The sequence below is a fragment of the Aeribacillus sp. SP014 genome (genome assembly GCF_054055575.1).
Window position 1 is genome coordinate 3,495,974 of record NZ_JBSRXI010000001.1, and the last position, 25,053, is coordinate 3,521,026.

The 25,053-nt window shown below is 38.3% G+C and carries 17 protein-coding genes, 1 pseudogene and 1 CRISPR repeat array; of the genes and pseudogenes, 2 read left to right on the top strand and 16 right to left on the bottom strand.

Translation table 11 applies throughout. The features are described from left to right. Positions 1 to 5: 5 nt before the first annotated feature. From ACVIJU_RS17240 to ACVIJU_RS17300, 13 genes and pseudogenes are all read right to left on the bottom strand, one after another. Positions 6 to 1,430 (bottom strand): 8-oxoguanine deaminase, encoded by a 1,425-nt coding sequence (locus ACVIJU_RS17240; protein ID WP_456687800.1) that lies wholly within the window; start codon positions 1,428 to 1,430, stop codon positions 6 to 8. Positions 1,431 to 3,034: 1,604 nt separating this feature from the next. Continuing rightward, the gene (liaG, locus tag ACVIJU_RS17245) at positions 3,035 to 3,904 is read right to left on the bottom strand and encodes a LiaG family protein (protein WP_456687801.1); all 870 of its coding nucleotides are present in this window, start codon (positions 3,902 to 3,904) and stop codon (positions 3,035 to 3,037) included. A gap of 724 nt (positions 3,905 to 4,628) precedes the next feature. Further along, positions 4,629 to 4,928: a CRISPR direct-repeat array (repeat unit 31 nt; unit sequence TGTTTCAATCCCTCATAGTTAAGATAAAAAC). A 199-nt stretch (positions 4,929 to 5,127) separates the two neighbouring features. Beyond that, the gene (gene cas6 / locus ACVIJU_RS17250; protein ID WP_327847976.1) at positions 5,128 to 5,874 is read right to left on the bottom strand and encodes a CRISPR-associated endoribonuclease Cas6; all 747 of its coding nucleotides are present in this window, start codon (positions 5,872 to 5,874) and stop codon (positions 5,128 to 5,130) included. A 9-nt stretch (positions 5,875 to 5,883) separates the two neighbouring features. Beyond that, a pseudogene (gene cas2, locus ACVIJU_RS17255) lies at positions 5,884 to 6,134 on the bottom strand (CRISPR-associated endonuclease Cas2). 8 nt (positions 6,135 to 6,142) lie between these two features. After that, entirely contained in the window at positions 6,143 to 6,325 is a 183-nt protein-coding gene (locus tag ACVIJU_RS17260) for a hypothetical protein (protein WP_456687802.1), read from the bottom strand. 302 nt (positions 6,326 to 6,627) lie between these two features. After that, positions 6,628 to 9,111 carry a CRISPR-associated helicase Cas3' gene (gene cas3, locus ACVIJU_RS17265; RefSeq protein ID WP_456687803.1) on the bottom strand — a complete coding sequence of 828 codons (2,484 nt, stop codon included), beginning with the start codon at positions 9,109 to 9,111 and terminating at the stop codon, positions 6,628 to 6,630. A gap of 45 nt (positions 9,112 to 9,156) precedes the next feature. Then, positions 9,157 to 9,891 (bottom strand): type I-B CRISPR-associated protein Cas5b, encoded by a 735-nt coding sequence (gene cas5b, locus ACVIJU_RS17270; protein ID WP_144597299.1) that lies wholly within the window; start codon positions 9,889 to 9,891, stop codon positions 9,157 to 9,159. Between the two features lie 15 nt (positions 9,892 to 9,906). Beyond that, positions 9,907 to 10,845 carry a type I-B CRISPR-associated protein Cas7/Csh2 gene (gene cas7b / locus ACVIJU_RS17275; RefSeq protein WP_327847971.1) on the bottom strand — a complete coding sequence of 313 codons (939 nt, stop codon included), beginning with the start codon at positions 10,843 to 10,845 and terminating at the stop codon, positions 9,907 to 9,909. A 182-nt stretch (positions 10,846 to 11,027) separates the two neighbouring features. Next, positions 11,028 to 12,995 carry a TIGR02556 family CRISPR-associated protein gene (locus ACVIJU_RS17280; RefSeq protein ID WP_456687804.1) on the bottom strand — a complete coding sequence of 656 codons (1,968 nt, stop codon included), beginning with the start codon at positions 12,993 to 12,995 and terminating at the stop codon, positions 11,028 to 11,030. 124 nt (positions 12,996 to 13,119) lie between these two features. Next, a complete protein-coding gene (locus ACVIJU_RS17285; protein WP_327847969.1) occupies positions 13,120 to 13,254 on the bottom strand; it encodes a hypothetical protein in 135 nt (44 codons plus the stop codon). 674 nt (positions 13,255 to 13,928) lie between these two features. Further along, positions 13,929 to 14,375 carry an aminoacyl-tRNA deacylase gene (locus ACVIJU_RS17290; protein ID WP_456687805.1) on the bottom strand — a complete coding sequence of 149 codons (447 nt, stop codon included), beginning with the start codon at positions 14,373 to 14,375 and terminating at the stop codon, positions 13,929 to 13,931. 731 nt (positions 14,376 to 15,106) lie between these two features. Next, positions 15,107 to 17,167, bottom strand: a complete 2,061-nt coding sequence (gene ptsG, locus ACVIJU_RS17295; RefSeq protein WP_456687806.1) for a glucose-specific PTS transporter subunit IIBC — start codon at positions 17,165 to 17,167, stop codon at positions 15,107 to 15,109. Between the two features lie 96 nt (positions 17,168 to 17,263). Continuing rightward, entirely contained in the window at positions 17,264 to 18,589 is a 1,326-nt protein-coding gene (locus ACVIJU_RS17300; RefSeq protein WP_063388732.1) for a 6-phospho-alpha-glucosidase, read from the bottom strand. Positions 18,590 to 18,746: 157 nt separating this feature from the next. Between ACVIJU_RS17300 and ACVIJU_RS17305 the strand changes: the two genes are divergently transcribed. Together ACVIJU_RS17305 and ACVIJU_RS17310 are read left to right on the top strand one after the other, a co-directional pair. Then, positions 18,747 to 19,577, top strand: coding sequence for a MurR/RpiR family transcriptional regulator (locus ACVIJU_RS17305; RefSeq protein WP_235600468.1), 831 nt, complete (start codon positions 18,747 to 18,749; stop codon positions 19,575 to 19,577). A gap of 1 nt (position 19,578) precedes the next feature. Then, a complete protein-coding gene (locus ACVIJU_RS17310) occupies positions 19,579 to 20,706 on the top strand; it encodes a glycerate kinase (protein WP_063388735.1) in 1,128 nt (375 codons plus the stop codon). 1,056 nt (positions 20,707 to 21,762) lie between these two features. Here the strand turns inward: ACVIJU_RS17310 and ACVIJU_RS17315 are convergent. From ACVIJU_RS17315 to ACVIJU_RS17325, 3 genes are all read right to left on the bottom strand, one after another. Next, positions 21,763 to 23,277 carry an acetyl-CoA hydrolase/transferase family protein gene (locus tag ACVIJU_RS17315; RefSeq protein WP_063388733.1) on the bottom strand — a complete coding sequence of 505 codons (1,515 nt, stop codon included), beginning with the start codon at positions 23,275 to 23,277 and terminating at the stop codon, positions 21,763 to 21,765. A 133-nt stretch (positions 23,278 to 23,410) separates the two neighbouring features. Continuing rightward, on the bottom strand, positions 23,411 to 24,055 hold the full coding sequence (locus ACVIJU_RS17320) for a LytTR family DNA-binding domain-containing protein (protein ID WP_066249117.1): 645 nt from the start codon (positions 24,053 to 24,055) through the stop codon (positions 23,411 to 23,413). Positions 24,056 to 24,531: 476 nt separating this feature from the next. Then, on the bottom strand, positions 24,532 to 25,053 hold the full coding sequence (locus ACVIJU_RS17325; RefSeq protein ID WP_157727907.1) for a DUF4352 domain-containing protein: 522 nt from the start codon (positions 25,051 to 25,053) through the stop codon (positions 24,532 to 24,534).

Here is a 25,053-nt window from a genome sequence, read left to right on the forward strand (position 1 = left end):
CTTATCTAAGTTAGAATAGCTGAGTTTCTTATTCTTGTTTTTTTATAATTGACTTTTGTATGCTCAAGAGCCGTTTCCAGCATTCTTTCAGCAGCTTTTTGCGCCCGCATGGCAAATGATTCTTCATCGATATTGACAAGACGCCCTTTATCTACAACAATCTGTCCGCCAACGATAGTCATATCGACTGTCGGTGTGCCCGCTAGAATCGGAAGTGCCGTATCGTTGAAAAGCGCACCAGCAAATTCTAATCGATTCGTATCAATCATAAACATATCAGCAGCCTTGCCGACTTCCAATGAACCAATGGCATCTTCCCAGCCAAGCACTTTAGCTGAGCCTCTCGTTGCAATCGACAAACAATCTTCAGAACTTAGCGCCACCGTTCCATGCTGAAGATTATGGAGCAGGTTCATAATTTTTAAATCTAATAATAGATTGGAAGAATCATTAGAAGCTGAACCATCAACACCAAATCCCACTTTTACCCCTGCCTGCAGCATGTCCATAATTCGCATCGTTCCGGATGCCATTTTCATATTGCTGCTCGGACAATGAGCAACTCCGCAGCCACAAGCACCCAGCTTGGCAATTTCTTTGTCATCAAACCAGATTCCATGCGCATACCACACGTCTTCGCCGACCCAACCTGTTTCTTCCATTAGTTCGAAAGGACGCATGCCAAACTTTTCTCTGCAAAAATCCTCTTCATCGATCGTTTCCGCCAAATGGGTATGCATCCGAACGCCATAACTGCGTGCTAAATCCGCTGATTCACGCAGCAAGTCTTTGCTAACCGAAAATGGTGAACAAGGTGCAACACCTACCCGCAGCATCGAATATTTACTAGGATCATGATAGGTTTCAATAATTCTCATGGTATCTCGAAGAATAACATCCTCCGGCTGAACGATTTCATCTGGCGGCAATCCCCCTTTTGATCGTCCTAAACTCATAGAACCTCTAGTTGGGTAAAAACGAATTCCGATCTCACGTGCTGCCCGTATTTCCTCATCAATTAATTCACCGCTGACTCCATTCGGAAAAACATAAAAATGGTCAGCTGATGTCGTACAACCGCTTTTAAGCAACTCACCTAATCCGACAACAGCACTTAAATACACATCTTCCGGCCTTAGATGGCGCCAAATATCGTACAAAGCGATTAGCCAATCAAACAGCTCAACATTTTGCACCCAAGGGATATTGCGGGTGAAAGTCTGATACAAATGATGATGCGTATTGATTAACCCCGGATAAACAATTTTTCCGCGCGCATCAATGACAATATCCGCTGACTCACAAGATAAATCATAGCCGATCGCTTTAATCTCTTGACCGACAACATACATGCTGCCGCCTGGATATTCCGTTCGATTTTCATCCATCGTAATAATATTTTTGGCATTTTTTACGAACAACGTCTTCATTCATTCACCCCTTTATAATACGATCAATCCCCTTTATGTTAATTTTTATAACACAATACATAATGTGTATTTATTATATATTCTTTTCAGCTGTTTAACATTAGCGAATATTCACAATTTTTAATGTGATTTTGTGTATTTTAACTAAAAATTTACGTATTTATGTTATATATTCTGACATAAATGGCGTTTTTTTAAGAGGAGCGGTATACGGGGGAGTGGATTTGTTTCCATATTTAGGAAATAAAAAGCCCAGTTTTTCAACTGAGCTAAATAAATATTTTTCGGCAACCGTTATATATAGGGACTTCCAAACGAACAGGCAATTTTGAATGAATCCGAATGTGACAGTAAAAGAGATGACCAGATTTAAATCTTGTACTCTTCATCCGTAGTGAAATCCCTTTTGCATGCCGGTTGAAATTTTGCAATGTGACTGGTTCATTCGGATGGCCGCCATCAGTAACCGGCTTTGCCTGAATTGTTTTGTCCGAAAAGATTTCCTCCTGCAAACTCGGCTTCCATCAGAACCGTTTCATCCGATCACATATAAGGGAGTACGCCAGGACGAATGATCAGCGCCGTAATAGTCAGATACCCTTGTGTCTTCGTCGTAATCTTGTATGCGTTTTTCTCTTATACATTACACCCTCTCTCAGGTAAAATAAAAAGCACTCCTAAAAGGAGCGCCAATTTTTGAAAAATTAATGGAATTCAACAGTGATCACAATTTTTTATGTGAGATGGTCAAGAAAATGAAAGAGGATAGTAAAGAACCTGTTGTTACTAATAAAAATAAACTTGTTGATGATCAAAAAAACAAAATGAAGATACAAGATCTGATCGTTTTTCATGGAAGATAGATGATATGATTTTCTTACTCTTTTATCGTGTGATATCGATTATTGTTTCAAATCTTATGGGTTAGATAAAAACGAAGGGTTGCTTCAGCTTTTCTTGCGGTCTGATACAGTTTTAATTCCTCATAGTTAAGATAAAAACAATTTTATGTCGATGAAGGAATATCAGCAAAAGACACGTTTCAATTCCTCATAGTTAAGATAAAAACGAAATAAACATGAATGAAGTGGAAGATAGTTCACCGTTTCAATTCCTCATAGTTAAGATAAAAACCCCAAAAAGTTGTTGATATGACAAAGTTTTGATAATACTGGAAATTTTGTTATTTCAATTTTAGCGTAAACAGGAATTTTTATCAATTCTCTGTTTTTTGTTTATTTTCTGCAATTTTTGTGTCGTTAATCAAAAAAATTCGGTATACTTTTAGCCATAGGCAGGGTTCTCCTTTCTCTGGAATGTGTTTTTGTCCAAATCAGAGAATACCCTATTTCCTTTTGGTCTAGCAAAATGCTTTACACAAACTTTTATACATCATCAAATTATTGGTGCTCAGCTATACAAATGATAAGACGAGGAATTTTATTTAAAAAGCAGCCTAAAACACGAATTAAGAAGTTTAGGCTGCTTCCTTTTTCTATTGACTTTTAATATTTAAGAGTGCGGCACTTGTTAAGTATTTTATTAAAGAGATAGACATCATTCTTGCTTCCCTAGTTAATCAATGAACGCTTTTTCACATCATTTTAATAAATTTTAATGTTGCCGCTTGATACGCTTACGTCGATAGGATGTTCACCGGACCCATGGGTACCTTTGATGTTTTTATTATCTATTTTTTTGCTAGTTAGCGGAAAATCACATGTTATATTGCCGCTGTTTGTCTTTCCGTTTAAAGTAAAGTCAGCATCAGTCGGAAGATTAAGATCCACCACTCCTGAACTTACTTCAATATCAACTGAATCTGTTAATTCATCCATTTGTATATTTAAATTTCCAGATGATAGCTCAGCCTCAATAGCTCCGATATAATGCTTTACTTTGAGGTTTCCAGAACTAATATCAAATGATCCTGTTTCTGTCGTTAATGAGTCTATATCGACATTCCCCGATGAACTATCATGCTCAAAATGTTTAACCGATACATTCTTCAGGTTGACGTTTCCCGAGCCTATATCTAATATTAATTCATCTAGTTTCATCGGTTCATTTTTTGAAAGGCCAGAGAAATTCAAATTCCCGGAGCCAAGATTTATAGCCATGTTTCGATCATAATCTTCAGGGATGTAAATATTCAATCTTGCCTTGTTATGAAACAACCACCCAAACCATTTCCATTTCTGTTTCGCACTTACTTTTACTTTGTCTCCATGCTGTTTAACAGTCAGCTTTCCCTTTCCATCTAAATCAGCTTTTAAATCTTCTCGACTTTCCGGAATAATCGTTGTGCTAACACCTGAGGCATCAATTTCAATCATTTCAATTCCCTCTGATGTAACGGACTGGGTTCTTTGATTTCCTAAAGGCCACCAACTAAAATTGATTGGATTCAAAAAGATAATATATAAACCAATGAATCCGATGATACCCAACAGAATCACAAAAAATCTTTTCAATGTTTTCCCTTCCTTCCCAAAAATTTTTCGCAGCTTTATCACTTGATTTGTTTATCCTTTAGCACTCCGCTCAGCAAGGGGCAACAAAGTAGCACCGATCCTCCCCTTGTATACAAAATATTTTGACTAGAATTTTACATAGTTTGCTTCCATATATTTAGAATTTTCATTTAAAATGTCAATGAAACGTACTAGCTTCATTAACAAATCCCTAGTGCAAGAAGCTCGCCTAAACAAATATAAAAAAGCAATGCCTCTCCAAATCCACAGCCTTTTCGCGTTCTTATTTTAGAGAAGATTTTTAGCCTCATAAACAGCTATTATCCAAAAACTTCAAGCTGGATTGATTAAATGAATTTAAAGGAAAAACAAATTCAATTACTTTTCTCTTCCTTAGAATACAGAGAAAAGTGATTTTCCAAAATGGACCTCAAATGTATATTCAACTAAGTCTTGAGACTTATTTATGATGAAATGATTATGGGGCCTGTCCCCCACTACGTGATTGTAATGAGGGAAGACCCCGAATACCGTAAGTTTCTAATTCGTACAATAAAAAATATGGTCTTGATGCGTCTAAAGCCAAGTGATATTGTACTCCCATTTTTCGACTATTAGTACTTTCCTACAGGATGTCAAGCAAAATTCCATCATCATCCTGGTCATTAAAATCCATAAGAATCAACATGTTGCGCTGGAGTCAGAAAACACTGTCAATGTAAAATGTTTTAATTCCTCGTAGTTAAGATAAAAACGGCCATGTTGGACGCAGGAATAGTTGATTATTTACATCGTTTCAATTCCTCATAGTTAAGATAAAAACGTCTATGTTAGTTTCGTTTTCAGGCAGCTCCCAAACCTGTTTCAATCCCTCATAGTTAAGATAAAAACTAAATGGTCACAAGTTTGTAACTGTCATACAAAGAAATGTTTCAATCCCTCATAGTTAAGATAAAAACCATTGTAAGTACAATCAGAGATCTTGCAAATGTTTGTTTCAATCCCTCATAGTTAAGATAAAAACCCCAAAAATCATTGATGGTGCAAGGTTTTGATAATAATGGAAATTTTGTTATTTTCATTTTAGCGTAAACAGTCAATTTTATCAATTCTTTGTTTTCCTTGTATTTCCTGTATTTTTTATATCGTTACTCTGAAAAATGAAGTGTCGTCGATCCCCTGGGATTAGTGCGCTATTGAGGATCGACGACAAAGAAAGAAAACTATTCTATGATTTCAAACATACCGAATCCTTGTGAATTTTTGGCCCCGATGCCGACGTCATACATAAATTTCAAATAAGAAGGCGGAGCTTGAATTTCGTAAGTTCCATTCCATGCATTGATACGAAACTCTTTAAACGCTGTAACAACTTTATCTTTTTCCGTTACTTTTATCGGCTTAATAGTTACTCTCTCTGTTGGCTGTTCTTGAAAATAGGCTTGAAACTTATTGCAAAAATTTTTCTCTACCATATCTGAAAAAACAAGATCAAACGGCGAGAAAAAATGCGTTCGCTTTTCACCGTATCGGTTTTCATAAGTGCTATAAACCGTAAGTGGCGATAGCATCCGAATTTGATAAGTATGTTTTTCCGCGATCTTTAATGGTTTTACCACTGTCTCCTCGATATGAATCGGCTGTCCGTTTAACATGAATTGTTCTTTCAATAAATAGTTTCTCGCTAAATCCACAATAAGCGAATCTAACATAGAAGAAACATACCATGTTACTTGGTCAAAAAACTCGATTTTTTTCTCATGACGATGAATGCGGTATGTTCCATACAAACGGCTAAATGTAAACATTTTAAACCGCCGCTTTTCCTTCTTATATCCAACGTTATGCAAAAAATCCGCAAGGTCAAAATCTTGAATGGAGCGGTATAAAAATCCTTGCAACACTTCTTCATAGTTGATAGGTAATATAAGGGTTCCATTTTTTGGTCTAAATCGAATCGTAAGCCTCATCTGTTCCTCCTATAAAATGTTGTCTTCTCCACCTTTGCGTAATCCCATCTCTTCCCGCTTCGAATATTTTTGCGTGCGAAACGTATAAAACACTACAGAATCTGTATCGGGATCCATGATGTTCGCCAGTTCCATTTTTAACTTTACATAGTTTGCTTCGGAAATTTCCCCTTCCAACACCGAGTTTTGCACCCAATATAAATATTTCCTTGCGATCTTTAACGCTTTTTATCAAAATCATAGACTAGTATCACAAACATAGCAACACCTACCATAACGAGCGATACGGCTCATATTCTTTTTCGCCGAGAAGATGCTTTTGAATTTTATAAAGCTCGAGACGAATGAGACGACGGTATGAGACAGACTTACCAAGATGCCTGTGATTGACTGTTGTTTTCATGCGCTTGTCCAATTCTCCCATAAATTTTTTCCGAACTTCTTCTACCAACAAATTTTTTCATATTTTGTTAAAATCTTTTTTAAGTAAAAAGGAGACGATCGACCATAATTGGCTTAAATATTTCCACTATCTAAGCTCAACGAAAAACATTGAAAATTCGTCGTGTGTAAAATTCTGTTGCTCAGGTTTAGATACGTTTTGTACATTTCACTTAGTGCCACCGTATAGCAAATTTGTTTCCTAAAACCAATCATTTTGTTTAATTGAGCGACAGTCGCTTCGAACTTTTTTCAACAAAAAGTGGTACTTGCAGATAAAGTAATACCAGATATGCGCACCGTCCACATTCATTACATAGTCCATGCATTCACCATCTCGCTTGAGCGAATCAGTCCATATTCGCTGTTGTAATATTGGTTTAGTATATCGTTGGATAAATGAATCATTCTCGTTTTTTCGTATAAATCCCGATCCAGATTCTTTACAAGTTTAATCGGAGCGGAAATGACATATTGGCGCACGTCTTTTTTCAAACGCAAATAGTTTTCAAACCGAGTTTCTAAGTCTTTCTCCTCAATCACCTGCTGAATATATTGCTGCCAAATGTCCATCGCTTGGTCATCTACTTCGACAAACACATCCACTGCTTGATGCGCGTTTTCAATCAATTGAAATTCCGATACATATTTGGGCTTATTTTTGCTTCCCGACTTATCTTTTGCATCAAATTTTAGTTCTTCAATCGCACTTATAATCCCATCGGAAGCATCGAACGATTTTTTGCCGCGCACTTCAGTAAAATATTGCATAATGATATCAAAAAATTGATGCTCAGATACCGGTGTTTTCGGTAGCACTTCCTTCGCTATATTTGTATGAACACCCTTATACACATATTGTGATTCTAACTTTCCATCTCGCTCAATTGGCGTTATATAAACCTTGCCAAGTCCATGTAACTTTCCGTTACGATTGCAGCGTCCCGCCGCTTGGACAATGGAATCAATAGGTCCTAAGTCGCGATACACCACGTCAAAATCAACATCGACTCCTGCTTCGACAACTTGCGTTGAAATAACAACAACTTTCTTCTTCTCTTTTAAAAGCTGTCTTATTTGTTCAATGCGGCATTTCCGCTCACAAGGCACAATATTTGTAGAAAGGTAGATTACGTCATAACCGCGTTCTTTTAGCCATTCTTTTATCCCTTCATAAATTTCAATCGATGTTTTAATTGTGTTAAAAATCGCCAAATAAGTTTTTCCATCTTCAAAACGGTTTTGAAACAGTTCCATCCATTCTGCGGGACTGTATGCGCCTTTATCCCCTCCTAGCCAATGAAGCTCGACCCGTTCCATTTCTTTAAAAAAGTCAATTGGCTTTACCATTACCGATTCCAAAAGTTCAACCGTTTCACCTTTGGGGAAAATAAGCGGCTGCGTTGCTGTTAACAACAAAATTTTACAGGAAAACAATTCTGCCATTTTGTACAACACGGAACGCAACAAAGGCCAATACTCAATCGGCACGTTTTGAATTTCGTCGAGAATGATAATGCTTCCGGCAATTTGATGGAATTTTTTTAACGCGCGGTTTTCATAGCCAATCAGTGTATGAAACAATTGTACAAATGTCGTGACAATCAGCTCTGCCTCCCAGCTTTCCGTCAGCAACAATGCTTTGCGGAGAGGCAGTTCGTCATTTTCAGTTTTGTATTGAAACGCAGATAAGTGGTGATGCTTAACTAAATACCGCTGTTCATTTGCATGAAAATCATCCAACTGGCTTAACAAATCACGGATTACTTTTTCATTTTGATCGATAACGCTTGTAAACGGCAGAGCGTAAATAATTTTTGGTGAATAGCCATACTGCCTTTCTGCTTGCTCACGCCATTTTAAAGCAACCGAAAGCGATAGCAACGTTTTTCCCGCTCCAGTCGGCGCCGTTAATGTGAATAATCGCTGTTCTGGTTTTGTTTTAAAAAGCCCCTCTATTCGTTCCATCACTACGTTGTACATCCGATTGCGCCACCCGTTCGTCCCTTCTGTCACGTTCACATCAAAATTCGCTTCTCGATACCGGTCAACAAGATGAGCTGGAATATAAACACGCGGCTTTCGCTCAATATTTGCGGCCGATAGTTTATCGGCATCAATAAGCACGGAATATAACAACAACGCATAATAGTAAAGCTCCCTCGTCAATTCTTGTTTTCTTCGTTTATCGATCAAATAATATTGGCGGTATACCTCATCGAACGTTTTTTCATAGTCTTGAAGGAAGTTGTGCAGTTCTTCAGAAAGGGACAATGGAATGGACAGTTCATCCCATAAAGGAGATAAATCTTCCAAAATCGCAGAAGCATGGTTCTTTATATCATCGATTTGCTGTTTTAATGTAATGACTCGGTAATATAATGAATCTTGTACGGTATTTTCTGCAATATGGCGCGATTTTGTTACATCTAAAGAAATATCGCGCAAATTCCCATGATGGTGCATAACGACGAAGTAGCCTAATAGCGGGGCAAATTCAAACCAAGAAGCATTTAAGTTCACCGGATGGCGCAAAAGATGGGCGGCAAACACGGCAGAAATAAAGGAATGATGATGTAAATCTCCCCTTGCTTCACCTGTTTGCAAATAATCCTGAAAGTATGATAAATATTTACCGAAATCGTGTGACACCGCAACAATTTTGCCTATATATTCAAGCGTCGCCCGATCTCCCTTAGACAACGGCACATGCTTAAGCATATCTTGCAAATATTCGTATACTTCCTTTAAATGTACAGTCAATTTTTTCTCTGGATGATTATGAGACAAATACATATGCTTCCCCCCTAGAAATAAAGCAGCGATGAGGTCACCGCTGCCTTACATCCATAAAATGTTTTCTTTTTCTCCCCCATAAGCAACGGATACATATGGTACAGCCGGAATCGCGATGAATTGCCGTGATTGTTCAAACAAGTAATAGTCTGTTTCTTGAATCATCCGCTCATTTGTAAACTGGCGTGTCATAAATTCTTTTAAAAAGCGAGTTTCCTTTGAAAATTGGATCGATCGCTCACGCAAATTAGGAATTCGCACAACAGAATGGATCGGCACCGCATCACGACTTTCCATTACCGTTCCCTCTGCTTCGGCAACCCAGTTTAACTGTCCAAGTAATTCAGAAAGCCCTAAATACGGCGGATAAACATATCGGCTTGATTGGATTCTTCCCCTCACGCTTTCATAGATAGATCGGTCAGAGTGGGAAAAATAAATGCGGTACCGCACATTGGCTTCTTCTCCCCCGGGAAGCACTAACTCAAGGGGAATTTGCGTATGTCCTCCGCTATTGTTTAAATGGGCTTTTGACTTTACAAACATATAATTGACTGTTTGCATCACTTTGCGAATCGGCGTGCGAACAGATAGCGCAATTTGGCATTGATTCGGTGAAAACACTTCATAATAACTGTCGCGCTCCATTCCTAAAATACCAGCGAGTATGCCAACAATCGTTGTTCGCGGCGGAAAGGAGTACGAAAGCGAAGATGAGTTCGTATCGATTTTTCGGAAATGTCCCATCTTCCCGATAAGGTCAAAAATAAGTATCTTCATAAACGTCACCCTTTTTTACAATACAGGAACGAGTTTATCCGCCAACTCGGATGGAAGAAGAGCTGTTAGCATCCCTTTTTGTCCTTCATAATTCAACAATAAATTAGAATCTTGCCAGTAATGGATGCGGGCAATTTCACCATTTACTTCCAAAAGTTTATTCACAAGTGCATCAACATGCAAATTAACTTCGGAAATGCTGCGCAGCCCTTCTGTTTCCTCTAAACTCACCAAATCTCGCAAATCTCCGGCAATAAATTCAGGAGAATGATATTCTACACGTAAGTAAAGACGAGGGTATTGTCCGACTTTGCTTCGTGTTGCGCTCAATGGAATCGCTTTAACAACCGCTTGATCAAATAAACGGACATCTTCTTCGGTCAATCTCGTATGCACCGCGCGATGACCGCTTATGATGCCATGAAACGCCAAAAATGAATAATAGACACGATAGTCTTTGCCGATAGTACCGCCGTCATTTTTATCATCGGAACCGAAATGTGAGGTAATACTTGCCGATTCGACAAGCGTGACTTTATTTAACGAGTAGCCCCAGTTAAACTGAATCGGACCAGTAAACGTCATGGAGCTTCCTTTATCCTCCGATTTAATCGGCATTGTCGCACCGAACATGCGGACATCAGTAAATTGCTCAAGCATCCAGTTTTGTTCCTCTTTTGATAGTTTATTAAGGTTCACTTTTCCATCATACTTTTTCTCAAATAAACGCTTAATGCGTTCTGTCGCATTGACCGTTTCTCCATCGACTTTGCCTACAAAAATTTCGTTTCCGAGCTGTTCCAAATAATCGCGAATATATCGTTTTAAACGCACATCACTCACTAAGTTTAATGAACGTTCATAATCCATGCGCGGGCGGTTTTCTTCATCAATATCGCCGTTCGGGTTTGTTAACTTTGCATCATAAAGGAATAAAATATCGCTATTATTCATTTTTTTCATTCCTCCTCGTGTATAATTAATGTTAGAAATGATTTTTTAAGAGATTTTGCAGTTTATCCAAATGCCTTGACCAATTGTTTACTATTTGGAAGGAAGAACTCCCCTCATCTTATACAGGATTGGACTTTTCGCAGTATTTGGGGAATCTCTTCTTCCTTTCCATTCGTAATACTTTATTTTTCATTTTCAAAAACAGGGTCGGAATTATCCTTTTTGCTGCTGTTTAAAATCCGCTTTGTACCATATGCGTAGCCTGAAAGCAAATAAAAAACGTTTTCGCGATCACTTAAATTCCATTTTCCCTGCAATGCTGAATCAAAGAGACGTTTATGTTCCACATAAACAGCTTCAATTTGCAAAGAAGCAATTTTCAGTTGTCTCAGCTTTTCAAATACTTCGTTTGAAAGCATGATCAGTTTTTGCCTATTCATACCATGATAATTAATCTTCGATAAAATCGGCTTATTTACTGTTTTGCCGCTTCGGACTTGTCCAAACGCTTCTGCACGTTCTTTTGCTCTCCGAACTTGTTCAGTTCCAATTTTTGCAATTAAATACCCAAGTAAAAATAAAGAACTTTGCGCGACGTTATAATTCATGGTTTCCATATATTCGACCATGTGGGCATCAGGCAAATCATATGCAACCTTTGTCATCTCCCTTTCCTCCTTAATCAAGCTAAGGTTTTGCAGCATTTTTAAGAACAATTGCGCTCGCACCATCGCATTCACTAATCGAAAATCATTGGATTCTTCCTTGTCGTTACTATACTGATAAAGGTTATAGTTAGCATACATATGCACTTTAGCAAGCTGCACAAATTGCGTGATAAGCCATTGATATGAAAGCATTTTATTTGTCAAAAGCGACTCGTATACTTGTAAAATTTTCCGTTTTTCAAAGTTTTCCCTGCGTTGAACACGCATCGGAACTAAGTAGTAGATCGATTCCAAGCCGAGATTGAATTTTTCATTGCCAAAAAAGTGTTGTCCTATTTCCCCTGCTTTTCGCATCTCGTAACCTAGTCGGCGCAAATGAGTGAGCGGAACATCGGATAACAGTTTATTCACCTTTAAAGCTGACTGCGCTTTTGTGTAAAAAAGAAAATGTAACGAAATATGGTTGTCCATTTGATTATTGAATTCTTTGTAATCTTCTATTTCCCGATGCAAATCTTCCGCTGTTTCAACCGTTTTGACAGTGCGGACAAACTGATGAATGTGCTCACTAATATCTTGAAGCGGGACATTTTCAAACGGCACATCATATAAAAAGTCTGGGATGATATAACAAGGAAGGTCACTGAAACGAGTATTAAAGTGGCGGAGAATGTACGCTTCTCCTGCCATAATCGCTTGATAGGCATCTTTGCTGATGGATAAGTTTTTGACAAATGATTTTTTCTCTAGATCGCTCGCAAAGCTGATTTTATCGTTTATGTAGTAGTTAAATTTCAGTTTTGTCGTTTCTCCTGTCACAAAGTCTTCTTTGTTTGTAAGGGCGCATACTCCCTTTTTCGCCTCTTCAAATACACTTAGTTTCTCTGCGATAACGAGTCGTTCATATTCTGGTTGCGATACGACGAGCTGTCCGTCAATGGCAAGAGAATACAAGAGGACATCTTTGATGCTAACATTGGCTTCTTTTTCAATAAAAGCTTGAAACTGCTTCGCTGCTTCCTTAACCGCTTTTTTCGCCTCTTTTTCCGTCAATTCGCCGCCAACATATGCTGGATTAAAAACATAGCGGTATCGTTCGTCTGATTTTTTTGCCGCGCCAAGATCCAAGAAAAAAACATCTTGTGCTTTCTTTAAAAGAGAATAGTAGGAATCCTCTTGATTCCAACGTTCGAGAAGATTTGTAATTGTTTGACTAAGCAAATATTCGACATTGCTCACCGTTCCAAACCATTGTGGGCTCGCTGCTCCATCCGCTGTACCAATCCATAGCAACTCTAATGAGGTCGATTCGCTTATTTCTTTTGGCGTTATTTTGACTTTTTTATCTTTAATAGAAAAGTCCACAATAATTACATATTTAGTTGTGCCATATGATCTTGCAATGGGCAGCGTTATTGCTTGAATAAGAGATTTTTCTTCGGTTAAATACTTATTTCCAAGGGTGTAAATCGTTTTTATCACCGTCTACACCTCCTTTAAATAATTATTGAAACTTTTCAACTTTCATTTAAATTTTACCAACACAATCTTGTATTTCAACGCTTTTGTGTAATTGAATTTTTCACAAAAAAATGTACTAGCTGGCTTAATCCCTTCTAAATAACCAATTATCCTTTATTATCTCTTCACGTAAATATATTTTTTTCGATATTTTTCTTACACCATTTTCCTCTTCTATTATTAATGTTATCGATATTCTAACAATCTTTCTTTCAAACATTCTTTATGCCTCCTTAGTATATGATAACTATGATTATATTATTAATTAATTTTTTATTAGAAATAAAAATGATAGAATTTTATTGGATCTAAATTGAGAATTACTTAATCAAAAAATTAAATCACCGCAATTTAAGTAATAGTTGCTTAAACAATAGTAAAAACAGGTTATAAAAACTTTGTTATGAAAGTATACTTAATCCTTAGTAGGTAAGATAATGATGATATTATTAATGTTTCAATGCTTTAATAAGCTAAGATATGGAAAATGATAACTATAATTTGTATTATATATTAAATGAAATATTTAAACAAGCCAGTTGCAAATTATTAAAAATACAATATGATGCACATAAGAAGTAGGATTGGGATATAAAAAATGTTACCGAACATTCATGTATTCTCTAACCTTTTATTTTCTTATTTGAAACAGCCATGTACTAAAAGTAGTTTCTATAAACACAGATAAGGCACGGCTTTATGAATCTTTCCTCGTTCTATTTCGTTTATTGATCGGTGTTATCAAGTTTTTTATGCTTTCTACCACTTCAACATTTCCTAACACAAAAGAAATAGACATATCTAATTTTTTTTAAATCTTATTTTATTCTTCAAATTGCAGAGAATATCGAATTTATCGTACGAGGCGGGAAATTTACTTACAACAGCAACACTTTAACCTAAGAAAGCAACAACTTGATTCAGTTGTTCCAAAGCATGAGGAGGTATTTTCAGTGTTGAGGTTGGTTCTCCCGTTCCTCCGTAAATAAACGGATAGCGAAAAAGTTCTTTATCGATTATACAAGGCAAAGAAAGACCAACTAAAGGAACGCTGCCGACAGTGTATCCCGTTATCTTCTGGACTTCTTTTGGGGGTGCCATTTTTAATTGATTGCATCCCAAGATTTCTGACAATTTTTCCAGATTCACACGACCGCGTCCTCCTGAAACGATTATTGCAAAATAGCCTTTGTCAGACTTAAGTATCAATGTAGGAGCAGTCTGACCTATTTCGATTCCAAAAAAGTCCGCGCCTTCCTGCGCTGTGCGAATTGGATTTTCGTGATAAAGGATGTCAAATGGGATTCTATTTTCCTGTAAAATGCTTTTTATATGACCCATAAGTAAGCCCTCCTATTACAAATTCCACGAAACGGACTCTTCTAACAATTTAATTGCCAACAGCTTACTTCCACAAATTAATCCAATTTCCTTTTGAAAAGTGGTTTTCTTTACAAAAAAGAAGTGAAATACAGTTGAATGGGACTTTATGGGGATTGTTGCGAGTAAATGCTATTCATAAACTGGAGAGTTTCGTAAGTATCTAAAATGGTATTGAAATGTAAATGAAAACTCTAAGAAGGCTGCCGCAAATTTTTTATCTATATATGATCCGGTTTAAACTTCAAATGAATACAGTAGAAGCCGAATCGGCATTCATTAATAGTTCCCAATTGCCTATGCTAAAAAAGAGAAAGTACCGCAACCTGATGGTCCTGTACCCTTCCGCTTTGTTACTCGTCCAATTTAAAATCTTTTTTTCTCTCTTTAATGATTCTTTCTGAAATTCTTGCCCGTCAAAGCGGCGTACTACAATTTAGCTGTCGGCTCTTTGCAGCTGCTATTTCCGAAGCCTATGACGCCACATCAGCAGATGTACTGTGCCTTTTCACATTTTTCAATCACTATGCAAAAAAGGCTATCGAATGCACTCGATAGCCTTTTGAATGATGATTGATCTAAGCTATATGGACTTGGGTTCCTTGCGAATTCATGGATAATCGATACTATTCTTTATGAACTCGGAAGCAATTCGGTACAGTATCGTACTGATATCACATGGATGATCGATCTTATCCTTTCTGAGCCTTGATTAATACGTCTTTTCCTCCAACTACGCTGGATGGATAACTACTATGGTCGATTTTAAACTGATCTCCGTTCAGTAAAATAATAGGAGTAATGGTGTTGTACCCTTTTTGACCAATTTGATCGATGGCGAATTGTGCGATAAGATCTCCTTTTTTGATTTTGTCTTTAGGTGAAACTTTTATTTCAAAGCCTTCTCCTTTTAAGTTCACTGTTTCTAGTCCCAAATGAATCAACAGCTCTGCTCCTTCATCTGAACGAAGTGTAATGGCATGCTTGGTTGGGAATACATCGACGATTTCACCGTCAACCGGGGAATAGACATCTCCGCTTGTTGGTTGAACAGCAATACCGTCGCCCATCATTTTTTGAGAGAAAACTTCATCAGGCACTTCTTCCAATGCAACAACCTTTCCTGATAATGGAGCTACGACACTAATAGTTGATTCTTCTTTATATTCGTTTGTTTCCTGATTCATGATATCTAAAATTTGATTTTTTAACGTGTCTGAAGTAGGGCCAAATATTGCTTGAACTCCATTTCCTACCTCCAATACGCCTGAAGCACCAAGAGCTTTCAGTTTTTCTTTATTAACAGCGCCTTTGTTTTTTACACCTACTCTTAACCGTGTAATACATGCATCAAGATTATTGATATTTTCTTTTCCGCCAAGTGCTGCTAATACTTCATACGCTTTTTGATTGACAACAGATTCATCACTTTTTCTATTTGTTTTTTCTTCGTAATCTTTTCTAGTATAAAGTCTGTTCGAATCTTCATCTCCGCGTCCTGGTGTAAGAAGATCCCACTTTTTAATAGCCCATCTGAATACAACGTAGTAAACAACAGCCATTGCCAGACCAACGATAATGACATACCACCATGGCTCTCCAACACCAGGTAATATACCAAATAAGATAAAATCAATGATTCCGGATCCGCCGGCATATCCAACATTCACATCTAAAACATACATCAGCATAAATGACAGCCCTGCCATTAATGTGTGGAAAACGTATAATAATGGCGCTACGAACAAGAACGTGAATTCAAGCGGCTCTGTAATTCCTGTAAAAAATGCTGTTCCCGCAGCAGTCAATAATAAGCCTGCTACAGCTTTTTTGTTTTTCGGTTTTGCCATGTGATACATTGCTAACGCTACCGCTGGCAGACCAAACAGGACGAACGGGAATTTCCCTGCCATAAATCTTCCTGCTGTTATTTCAATGGCATCATTTACTTGTTTATCCGCAAGCTGAGCCATATACATTGCCGTATCCCCGGAAACGACAGATCCAGCAAGTGTTGTATACGTTCCGCCAACTTCCGAAAAACGAATTGGGATATAGAAAATATGATGCAATCCAAACGGAATAAGGGCACGTTCTACTAGTCCATAAATGAACATGTAAAGCGGCGGCGTATTTTCTCCTGATAAGGCAGTTCCAAGTGCATAAATGCCGTCTTGTACATGTGGCCAAACAAAGGCCAAAATCAGTGCAATAATGATTGAATAACCTGCTGTTATAATAGGAACAAATCGTGAACCGCCGAAAAAGGACAGCATTTCCGGCATTTTGAAATCATGATATTTTTCATAAAGAACTGCTGCTACAAACCCGATGATGATACCGCCAAAAACACCGATTTGAAGTGTCGGGATCCCTAACTCAAGTACACGCCCTGGTTCCGATACGTTTTCCGGCGTGATTCCAAGGACAATCCCGATAACGGTATGCATAACTAAATAACCAACAAGTGCTGATAAGGAGGCTGCCGCTTTTCCACCGGTCCAGCTCCCCGCTATACCGATAGCGAACAAAACGCCTAAGTTCCCAAATATCGCTTTTCCTGCACCCTTCATTAAATCAGAAATCGTTTTCCAAAATCCTGAATCTAAAAAAGGCAAATATTCGATTAAATATGGAGATTGTAACGTTGTACCGATTCCCAGCAATAAACCGGCTGCAGGAAGCAAAGAAATTATAACCATAAAAGTTTTGCCAATTCTCTGAAAGAAATCAAAGTTAAATACCTTCTTCATTTCATAGCTCCCCTTCTAGATAAGATATAGAAAACGGATACATTCCAGCTATTTTTCAAGCAGGGAGTCATAACGGCTCCCTGCACGGACAAGTTATTATCGCAATTCCGGCCAGTATTCTTTATTGGCTTCGATTAAGGCATCCAATACCTCTCTCGCTTTTGCTGCAGATACCACTGTACGATTTAAAGTTAAAGCTTGCAGCGCTTTGGCGTATGAGCCTTCCATATATGCTTCCACAGTAAGTTTTTCATACGCATATTGCCCTTCAATCAATCCTTTATAGAATGTTGGAATTTCTCCAACTGCGTATGGTCTAGGCCCGTTTGAGGTTATACTTGCAGCCACTTCAACCATCGCATCATCCGGCAAATTGCTGATGATTCCATCATTTTTCAAAATGACAATAAAATTGTCGCCTTTGTTGTATGCAATGGATTCTGCAACAATTAAGATAAACTCGCCATGCGCATCATTTGCTACTACGTTGGAATCTTTTGCAGTTCCTGTTTCAGCAACGCGCACACAATCTTCAAATACGCGTTTCTCTCTTCCGGCTTGTACTTCATTTGCACGCGTAAAATCCGGATTCAATTTTTTCAGCACTTTATCTGGATATAGATAATACTGTAAATACGTATTCGGCAAATAGTCCGGAAAATCTCGCACCATTTGCTGCACCATGGCATACGTTTCGAGCCATGATTTATCCCTTTGCTCGTAGTCAGCCGGACGGAAGCCGTTTTTCAAAATCATTTCCCTTAGCTCAGGCAATTTGTCATTGCCTTGCGGATCATATAAATGAGTAAACCAGCCAAAGTGATTTAATCCGAAGTATACAGGATCAAAATCACGTTCATTCATATTTAATAAACGGCCGTACGAACGAAGCAAGTTTTCAGGCTGGTCGCAAATATTGAGGATTCTTTTATCATCAGGAAACATTTGCTGTAACGCAATCGCAACGATAGCAGCAGGATTTGTGTAGTTTAAAATCCATGCGTCTTTCGTTTTGCTTCTGACATCTTTGACCAATTGAATCATATCGCGGATCGATCTCATACCGTAAGCAAAACCGCCCGGCCCGCATGTTTCCTGACCGATAACCCCTAGTTTCAACGGGATCTTTTCGTCTTTTTCACGCATTTCATAGCCGCCAGTACGCATTTGCACAAAAACAAAATCGATATCTTCCGTGAATGCTTCCTCTTTATCTGTTGTATAGCTAAAATGAATGTCAGGGTACTCTTCTTTAAAGAGCACTTTCGCAAATTCGCCAATTATTTTTTGGCGTTCGTAATTGATATCATACATGACCAATCGGTTGATCGGGAAAGTATCTTGACGCGAGCAAATTGCTTTTAAAAGCCCTGGCGTCCAAGTACTCCCCCCGCCAACAATAAGTACATTGAATTTTTTCATTGTGTTTCAGCTCCTGGTAGTAATTTTTCATGTAACTGCTTCTACCGATATCTTAACGAACGAAAAAACAAAGACAGGAAAAATTTCATTTTATGAAACTTTTTTCATGGTCATTTATAATAGAGCGTACAATAAATATGAAATCCGGAGTGATTCGATGTACAACTTTATGGCTAAATTATTAAACTTCATTGAATCTTCAACAGACCAAACAAAATCAGAAATCATTATTGCCGAATATATTTTGAGGAATGTGGAAAAAATCCCGAAAATGTCCATTTATGAATTAGCTGAAGCGTGCCATACATCACCTGCAACGATCACCCGATTTTGTCAGCGCTTTGAAAATATTACGTTTAAAGAGCTTAAAGAATATGCCAGATCATTTATTGAATTTAATGATACTGAAGTAGACTATCAAAACCTAAAAACGAAATTTAATCTAAAACAAATAAACGAATATTATGACGAATTACTTGCTTCTCTGAAGCAAACAGAGCAATTTCTCCGCTCAAAGGAAATCATTCAAGTTGTTCACGAAATTCATCACTCAAAAAAAGTTGCTTTTTTTGGGGTAACATTTTCGCATCTCATTGCAAGAAATGCACAATTCAAATTTATTCGTCTGGGCAAATATGCTACTGCGTACAGCAACCATGAAAATCAAATTTCCGAAGCAGAATCACTTACGCCCAGAGATTTAGCCGTTGTCATTTCTTTTTCCGGAGAAACAAGATTTATCGTTCAGCTAGTAAAGGTATTAAAGAAGAGAGGCATTCCTATCGTTGCGATTACAGGCAATGAAAAAGGCTATTTAGCACAGAATGCGAAACAAATCATCAAAGTGAGCAGCTGCAAACTAGAATCCTTTAAATCACCTATTTTGGAAGAAATCAATATGCTGAGTGTAATTAATTCCATTTATCTCGTTTATTCCATCGTTTTTAAAAATTCGGAAGGATATCAGGCAAACAAAGGAGGCAGCTAAAATGAATATTGTCGTAGCACCTGATTCTTTTAAAGGGAGTCTGACCTCTTCTCAAGCAGCAAATATTATGAAACAAGCAATACTTGACCTTCATTATGGTGATACAGTAAGAACAAAGCCAATGGCTGACGGCGGAGAAGGAACAGTCGATGCATTGTTAGCCTCTTCAGCCGGGGATCGCATTGAGGTAACCTGTACAGGCCCCTTGGGCAAAAAAATAAAAACATATTATGCCATCCTCGAAAATAATACGGCTGCTATTGAAGTTGCCAATATCGCTGGGCTTGTCCAAGTGCCTCCTTCACAACGAAACCCGGATGGGACCACTACTTTCGGACTTGGCGAAGTGATGAAAGATGCATTGGATAAAGGCTGTAAATCGTTTATTATCGGGCTTGGCGGCAGTGCTACAAATGATGGGGGCCTTGGCTTTTTACAGGCGCTTGGCATGAAAGCTTGGGATAAAGAAGGAAAAGAAGCGGGGATTTTCGGAAAAGATTTATTGGAGGTCAATCAAGTAAGTTTCGACCGTTTGGATCCGAGATTGGAACATATTACAATAAAGGTTGCTTGTGATGTGGACAATCCGTTATGTGGTGAAAAAGGTGCCAGCGCAGTTTACGGACCGCAAAAAGGTGCCAGCAGCAAACAAATACCGATTTACGACGAAGCATTGGCCCGATTTGCTGCTCTTATTGAGAAGCAGAAAGGAAAAGTCTTCAATAACGTGAAAGGTTCAGGGGCAGCAGGAGGCTTGGGATTTGCATTCCTTGTACTAGGCGCAAAGCTTATATCCGGTGCTGAGCTTGTAGCAGAAGCTTCGAACTTGAAGGAAGCAATAGAGCAGGCGGATCTTGTCATTACAGGAGAAGGACAAAGCGATGAACAAACATTATACGGAAAAGCGCCCGGCTATATAGCTGATCTCGCTCAAATATACGGAGTTCCAACGATATTAATATCCGGCTCGCTTGCAGGCAATTTGGATGTGCTCCGCAGCAAATTTCACGGATGCTTTTCGATTATTACTAAACCATTGACGATTGAGGAATGTATGGATCAGGCAAAACAGCTATTGTACAATCAGACGAAGCAAGTGATGCATCTTATTCACTCTTTGAAGATATAATCGGATCCAGGTTTTCGCTTTTATAATCCAGATGGGGAAATTTTTTTTCAGATGTTTATGTTGAATACTGCAAAAATAACTTTCCCCTTATTCCATCTCAATTTTATCTAGAAGATTGACCGGCAAATCTCCAAAATTCCACATTAGAGAGGCATCTAAGATCTTGTTCAACATCTAAGATGCCTCTTTTGTAATGAAGTAAAAGAAATAATTGATGTATTCCATTAAGCACCGACAATATCTTCACAATTTTGTGTTAAATTATCGAATACAGATCATTTTCCTCACGATCATCCATGTTGTCTTTAAACAAGTCTATAATGCTTCCTGCACTTTTAAACGGTTCTTTCAACTTTTATTCCATAACTCCGTTTTTAACCCATATACTTTTCTTCTTGGTACTGCAAATGCTAAAGTTCTTTAATGATTTCGACTTCGATGTTAAACAACCGTTCCGTTAAACTATTTCCTTCCATTCCTTTTGGATTTTCACAGAAAAACTCAAAATTACCAAAATTGCCAAAAAGGTGAATGCGTATTAACTTCTCCAATCCTAGTAAGTCTTTATAAAAGCGTGTTCTGAACCGAATTATTTGCCAAAACTTTGATGTTGAACGTCCTTTCTTGAAAAAACACGAGATTGACGACTTCCGGAATATCGACTTCAGTATCGAGTTTATCGGCTGATACAGCAATTTGCGTCAGAAAAATGATCAATTAACATTAGATACCAGTTGACGCTGTAATCAATAACCCTTGCAAATCCGTCCTTATTCTCAGAAAACAGTTGATCAAAACGCTCACTATCCGTTCTGTATGATGATTTTCGCAAAAACAATCGTTTTCTGACTTCAACTCGAATTTATTTTTTATTAAATTTTTCAGTACAGTATCAATTAATAAGTCCATTCGTTTAGTGCTTTTAACGCTAAGGGGGTGAAAACATTTGTTGTGTGATATCCACAAAATTGATTTCTAGGGATAAATTCCTTCTTTGATCTAGCTGTGCCGATCTCTTCGCATGTCTAGAAAATGCACGAATAAATTGTCATCCGATTAAACGCTATGTGCAATCTCTTCACGCATCGTTCCGTTTTTAGCAAAATTTATATGCCATGAAAGAGCTTTTTCTAAAACATGTGGTGTATGCCCTCCTCTTGCAAGAGCTTCCTGATAATATTCACGAAGCTGGTCGCGATACATCGGATGGGCGCAGCGTTCGATAATCAGTTCCACACGCTCTCTTGGCGCCAAGCCCCGGAGATCCGCATACCCTTGCTCGGTGACGATGACATCGACGTCATGCTCCGTATGGTCAACATGGGAGACAAAAGGAACAATGCTTGATATGTTTCCGTCTTTCGCTATTGATTTTGTCACAAAAATCGCCAGGCGGGCATTTCTTGCAAAATCACCTGATCCGCCAATGCCGTTCATCATTTTCGTTCCAAGTACGTGGGTTGAATTGACATTGCCGTAGATGTCCACTTCCAATGCTGTGTTAATGGAAATCAAACCGAGCCGGCGAATAATTTCAGGATGGTTGGAAATTTCCTGCGGTCTCAGCACTAAACGGTCGCGGTATTTCTTAAAATTCGAGAAAACCTCCTTCATTTTCGGCTCTGAAAGGGTAATCGAACAACAAGAGGCAAAACGGACTTTGCCCGCATCTATCAAATCAAAGACTGCATCCTGCAATACTTCAGAATACACCTCTAAATCCTCAAATTCTGAATCCAGCAAGCCATGAAGAACTGCATTGGCGACGGAACCGATGCCTGACTGCAGCGGGGCTAAACGTTCCGTTAACCGGCCGGCTTTAATTTCTTTACGCAAAAACTCTATCAAATGCTGCGCCATAATGACTGTTTCTTCATCCGGAGGCACAATTGTCGACGGTGAATCCAGCTGATTGGTAAATACAATTCCTTTTACCTTCTCGATATCAATCGGTATTCCGATCGTACCGATTCGATCATTCGATTTTGTCAGCGGAATCGGTTTTCTTTCCCCTTGTTTCTCCGGTTCATACAAATCATGCACTCCTACTAAATCTACAGGCTGTGCCGTATTAATCTCTATAATGATCGATTTTGCGTGCTGGGCAAATGTCAACGAGTTTCCAATGGAGGTTGTCGGAATAACCATTCCATCTCTTGTAATAGAAACCGCTTCCAAAATTGCAAAATCGATTGGATCCATAACATTTGAGCGCACTAATTCAGCAGTATGGGACAAATGCTGATCGACAAATAAAAATTCTCCCCGATTGATTCCTTTTCTCATCGTAGGATCTGCCTGAAAAGGAAGCCTCTTGCCTAAAATGCCAGCTTCAGTGAACATTTTATCGATATCAGAACCTAAAGAGGCTCCTGTATACACATTTACTTTAAACGATTCTCGCTCTGCACGTTTTACCAACGCATATGGAACCGCTTTCGCATCACCCGCGCGTGTAAATCCGCTTAGCCCTAAAGTCATCCCGTCTTTGATCCATGATGCGGCTTCATCAGCTGTGACTATTCGATCGCGCAAACGCAAATCTTCAATCCTTTCCAATTTATTGTCCATTTCCCCATCATCTCCCCTTTAATGAATTTAAAATTTATTTTACCGATAAAAGTTAACGGGGCAAGGTTTTGGGGATAAGTGACCGAAAATTCAGATAAACAACTCAATTTCCATACTAAAACAGAACGATTTTTTAAAATCCAAGCAATTTTCGAAAATAACTAGAGTAGGACTGACTGACAGGAATTTTATCACCGTTATTCATCAACAGCAAAAAAGTTGAATGCGCATCAGGGTAGATTTCCTTAATATGGTTGACATTCACAATAAAAGCCCGATGACAGCGAATAAAATAGTCCTTTGGAAGCAAGTATTCAAATTCCTGGAGAGAGTATTTATGCGTTCCTGAGCACCCTTCAGTGTACACATAGGTCTTTTTATCTTTTGCTTCTAAATACGCAACTTTCGAAAAAGGAATAGGAACCCATCCGTCATCAGTTTTGACGGTCACAACAGATTTTCCATCCGTCAAAGCAGGAAAAATCGCAGTGACGCATCCCTCAAGCTTTCCTTCCCAAAAAAACGGCACAGCCATCCCGTGATAAGGAACGCCAAACACATCGCGGTTAATAAACTCAGAAACCTTTTGTTTGGTGTGCAAAGCTTTATACGCAATCGTTCCTTTTCTCACCAAGTCTCCCGGTCTGATTTTCAAATCAATCCGTTTGCTCGGCCGGTAATAGATATATTCCTTAGTATTGGAAACAGCAATCGAAACTTCATCAGAAAACAATTCACCAATAACATCTAAAATGGAAACTACTGAAATACGTTCCATTCTTCAACACCCTTCGTGATCTATAAATCTTCAAGATATTATTATTTTACATCTTTTTTCACCCTTTTTGGCATAGTTCTTATCGAGTGCGATGAATGATTAGATGACGCATAGAAGTTTGTGCAAGCAAATTTTCGGATTTACAGCCCTCGCCATGAATGAAAATAGTTCTTGCCAATTCATATTTTTTGATACCGCCAACCAGGAATATTTTCACAGTAAAAAGAGGAAGATTCTGAGATTTACAGTCAAGGAAACGGAGAAGGGATGGCCTTGTTTCTGCCAGCCGTGCATTGAAATTTCACTAACTATCTAAAGTTTTCTTTTTTCAACTATTTTGCCGTAATAAAAGGGGAAACGATTGCTTGTCAACATACAACTGTTTGATAATGCTAGCCTCCATTAACTAAAATTGAAAACGAAATCGCGACATTTTCTTCCGCAAAAATAAAAAAGATGGCGCAAAATGCGCCGCCTTATTGAGGAGTTATTTCAAACGTTATATTTTCGTTGTCCCAACTGAATGATGGTGTGTAGACTAATTCGTATTTTGAATCCTCAGGAACATCGAAGTAAATTTTACCGGTAATTTTCTTACCTGCGCCAATATTTTCATTCATAAAGCCGTCATCATGACCGAAATACTCTTCGTGTTGTGTTCCGTCTTGTGTCGAGATTGCAAACTCTTCCGCGCCAAAATATAACTGCTCTTTTCCGTTATTGACCGTTTCAAATTCTATCGCCAATACTTTACCTTTTTCTGCTGGCGTATATTCGGCATCATCTACGTATTTAGCACTTTTTAGAGTTAATTGTAAGTCGCCTAACTTAACGACATCGCCAACTTTGAATATTTCCGGTTTAGCTTCTTCTTTCTGTTCTTGCGCCCCTTCCGATGTTCCTACTTTTTGTGCACCTTCTTCGCCTCCGCATCCGACTAAAGTCGCGAGGCTAAGTGCGAAAACTGAAAATACAAACCCCCATTTTCGTTTTTTCAC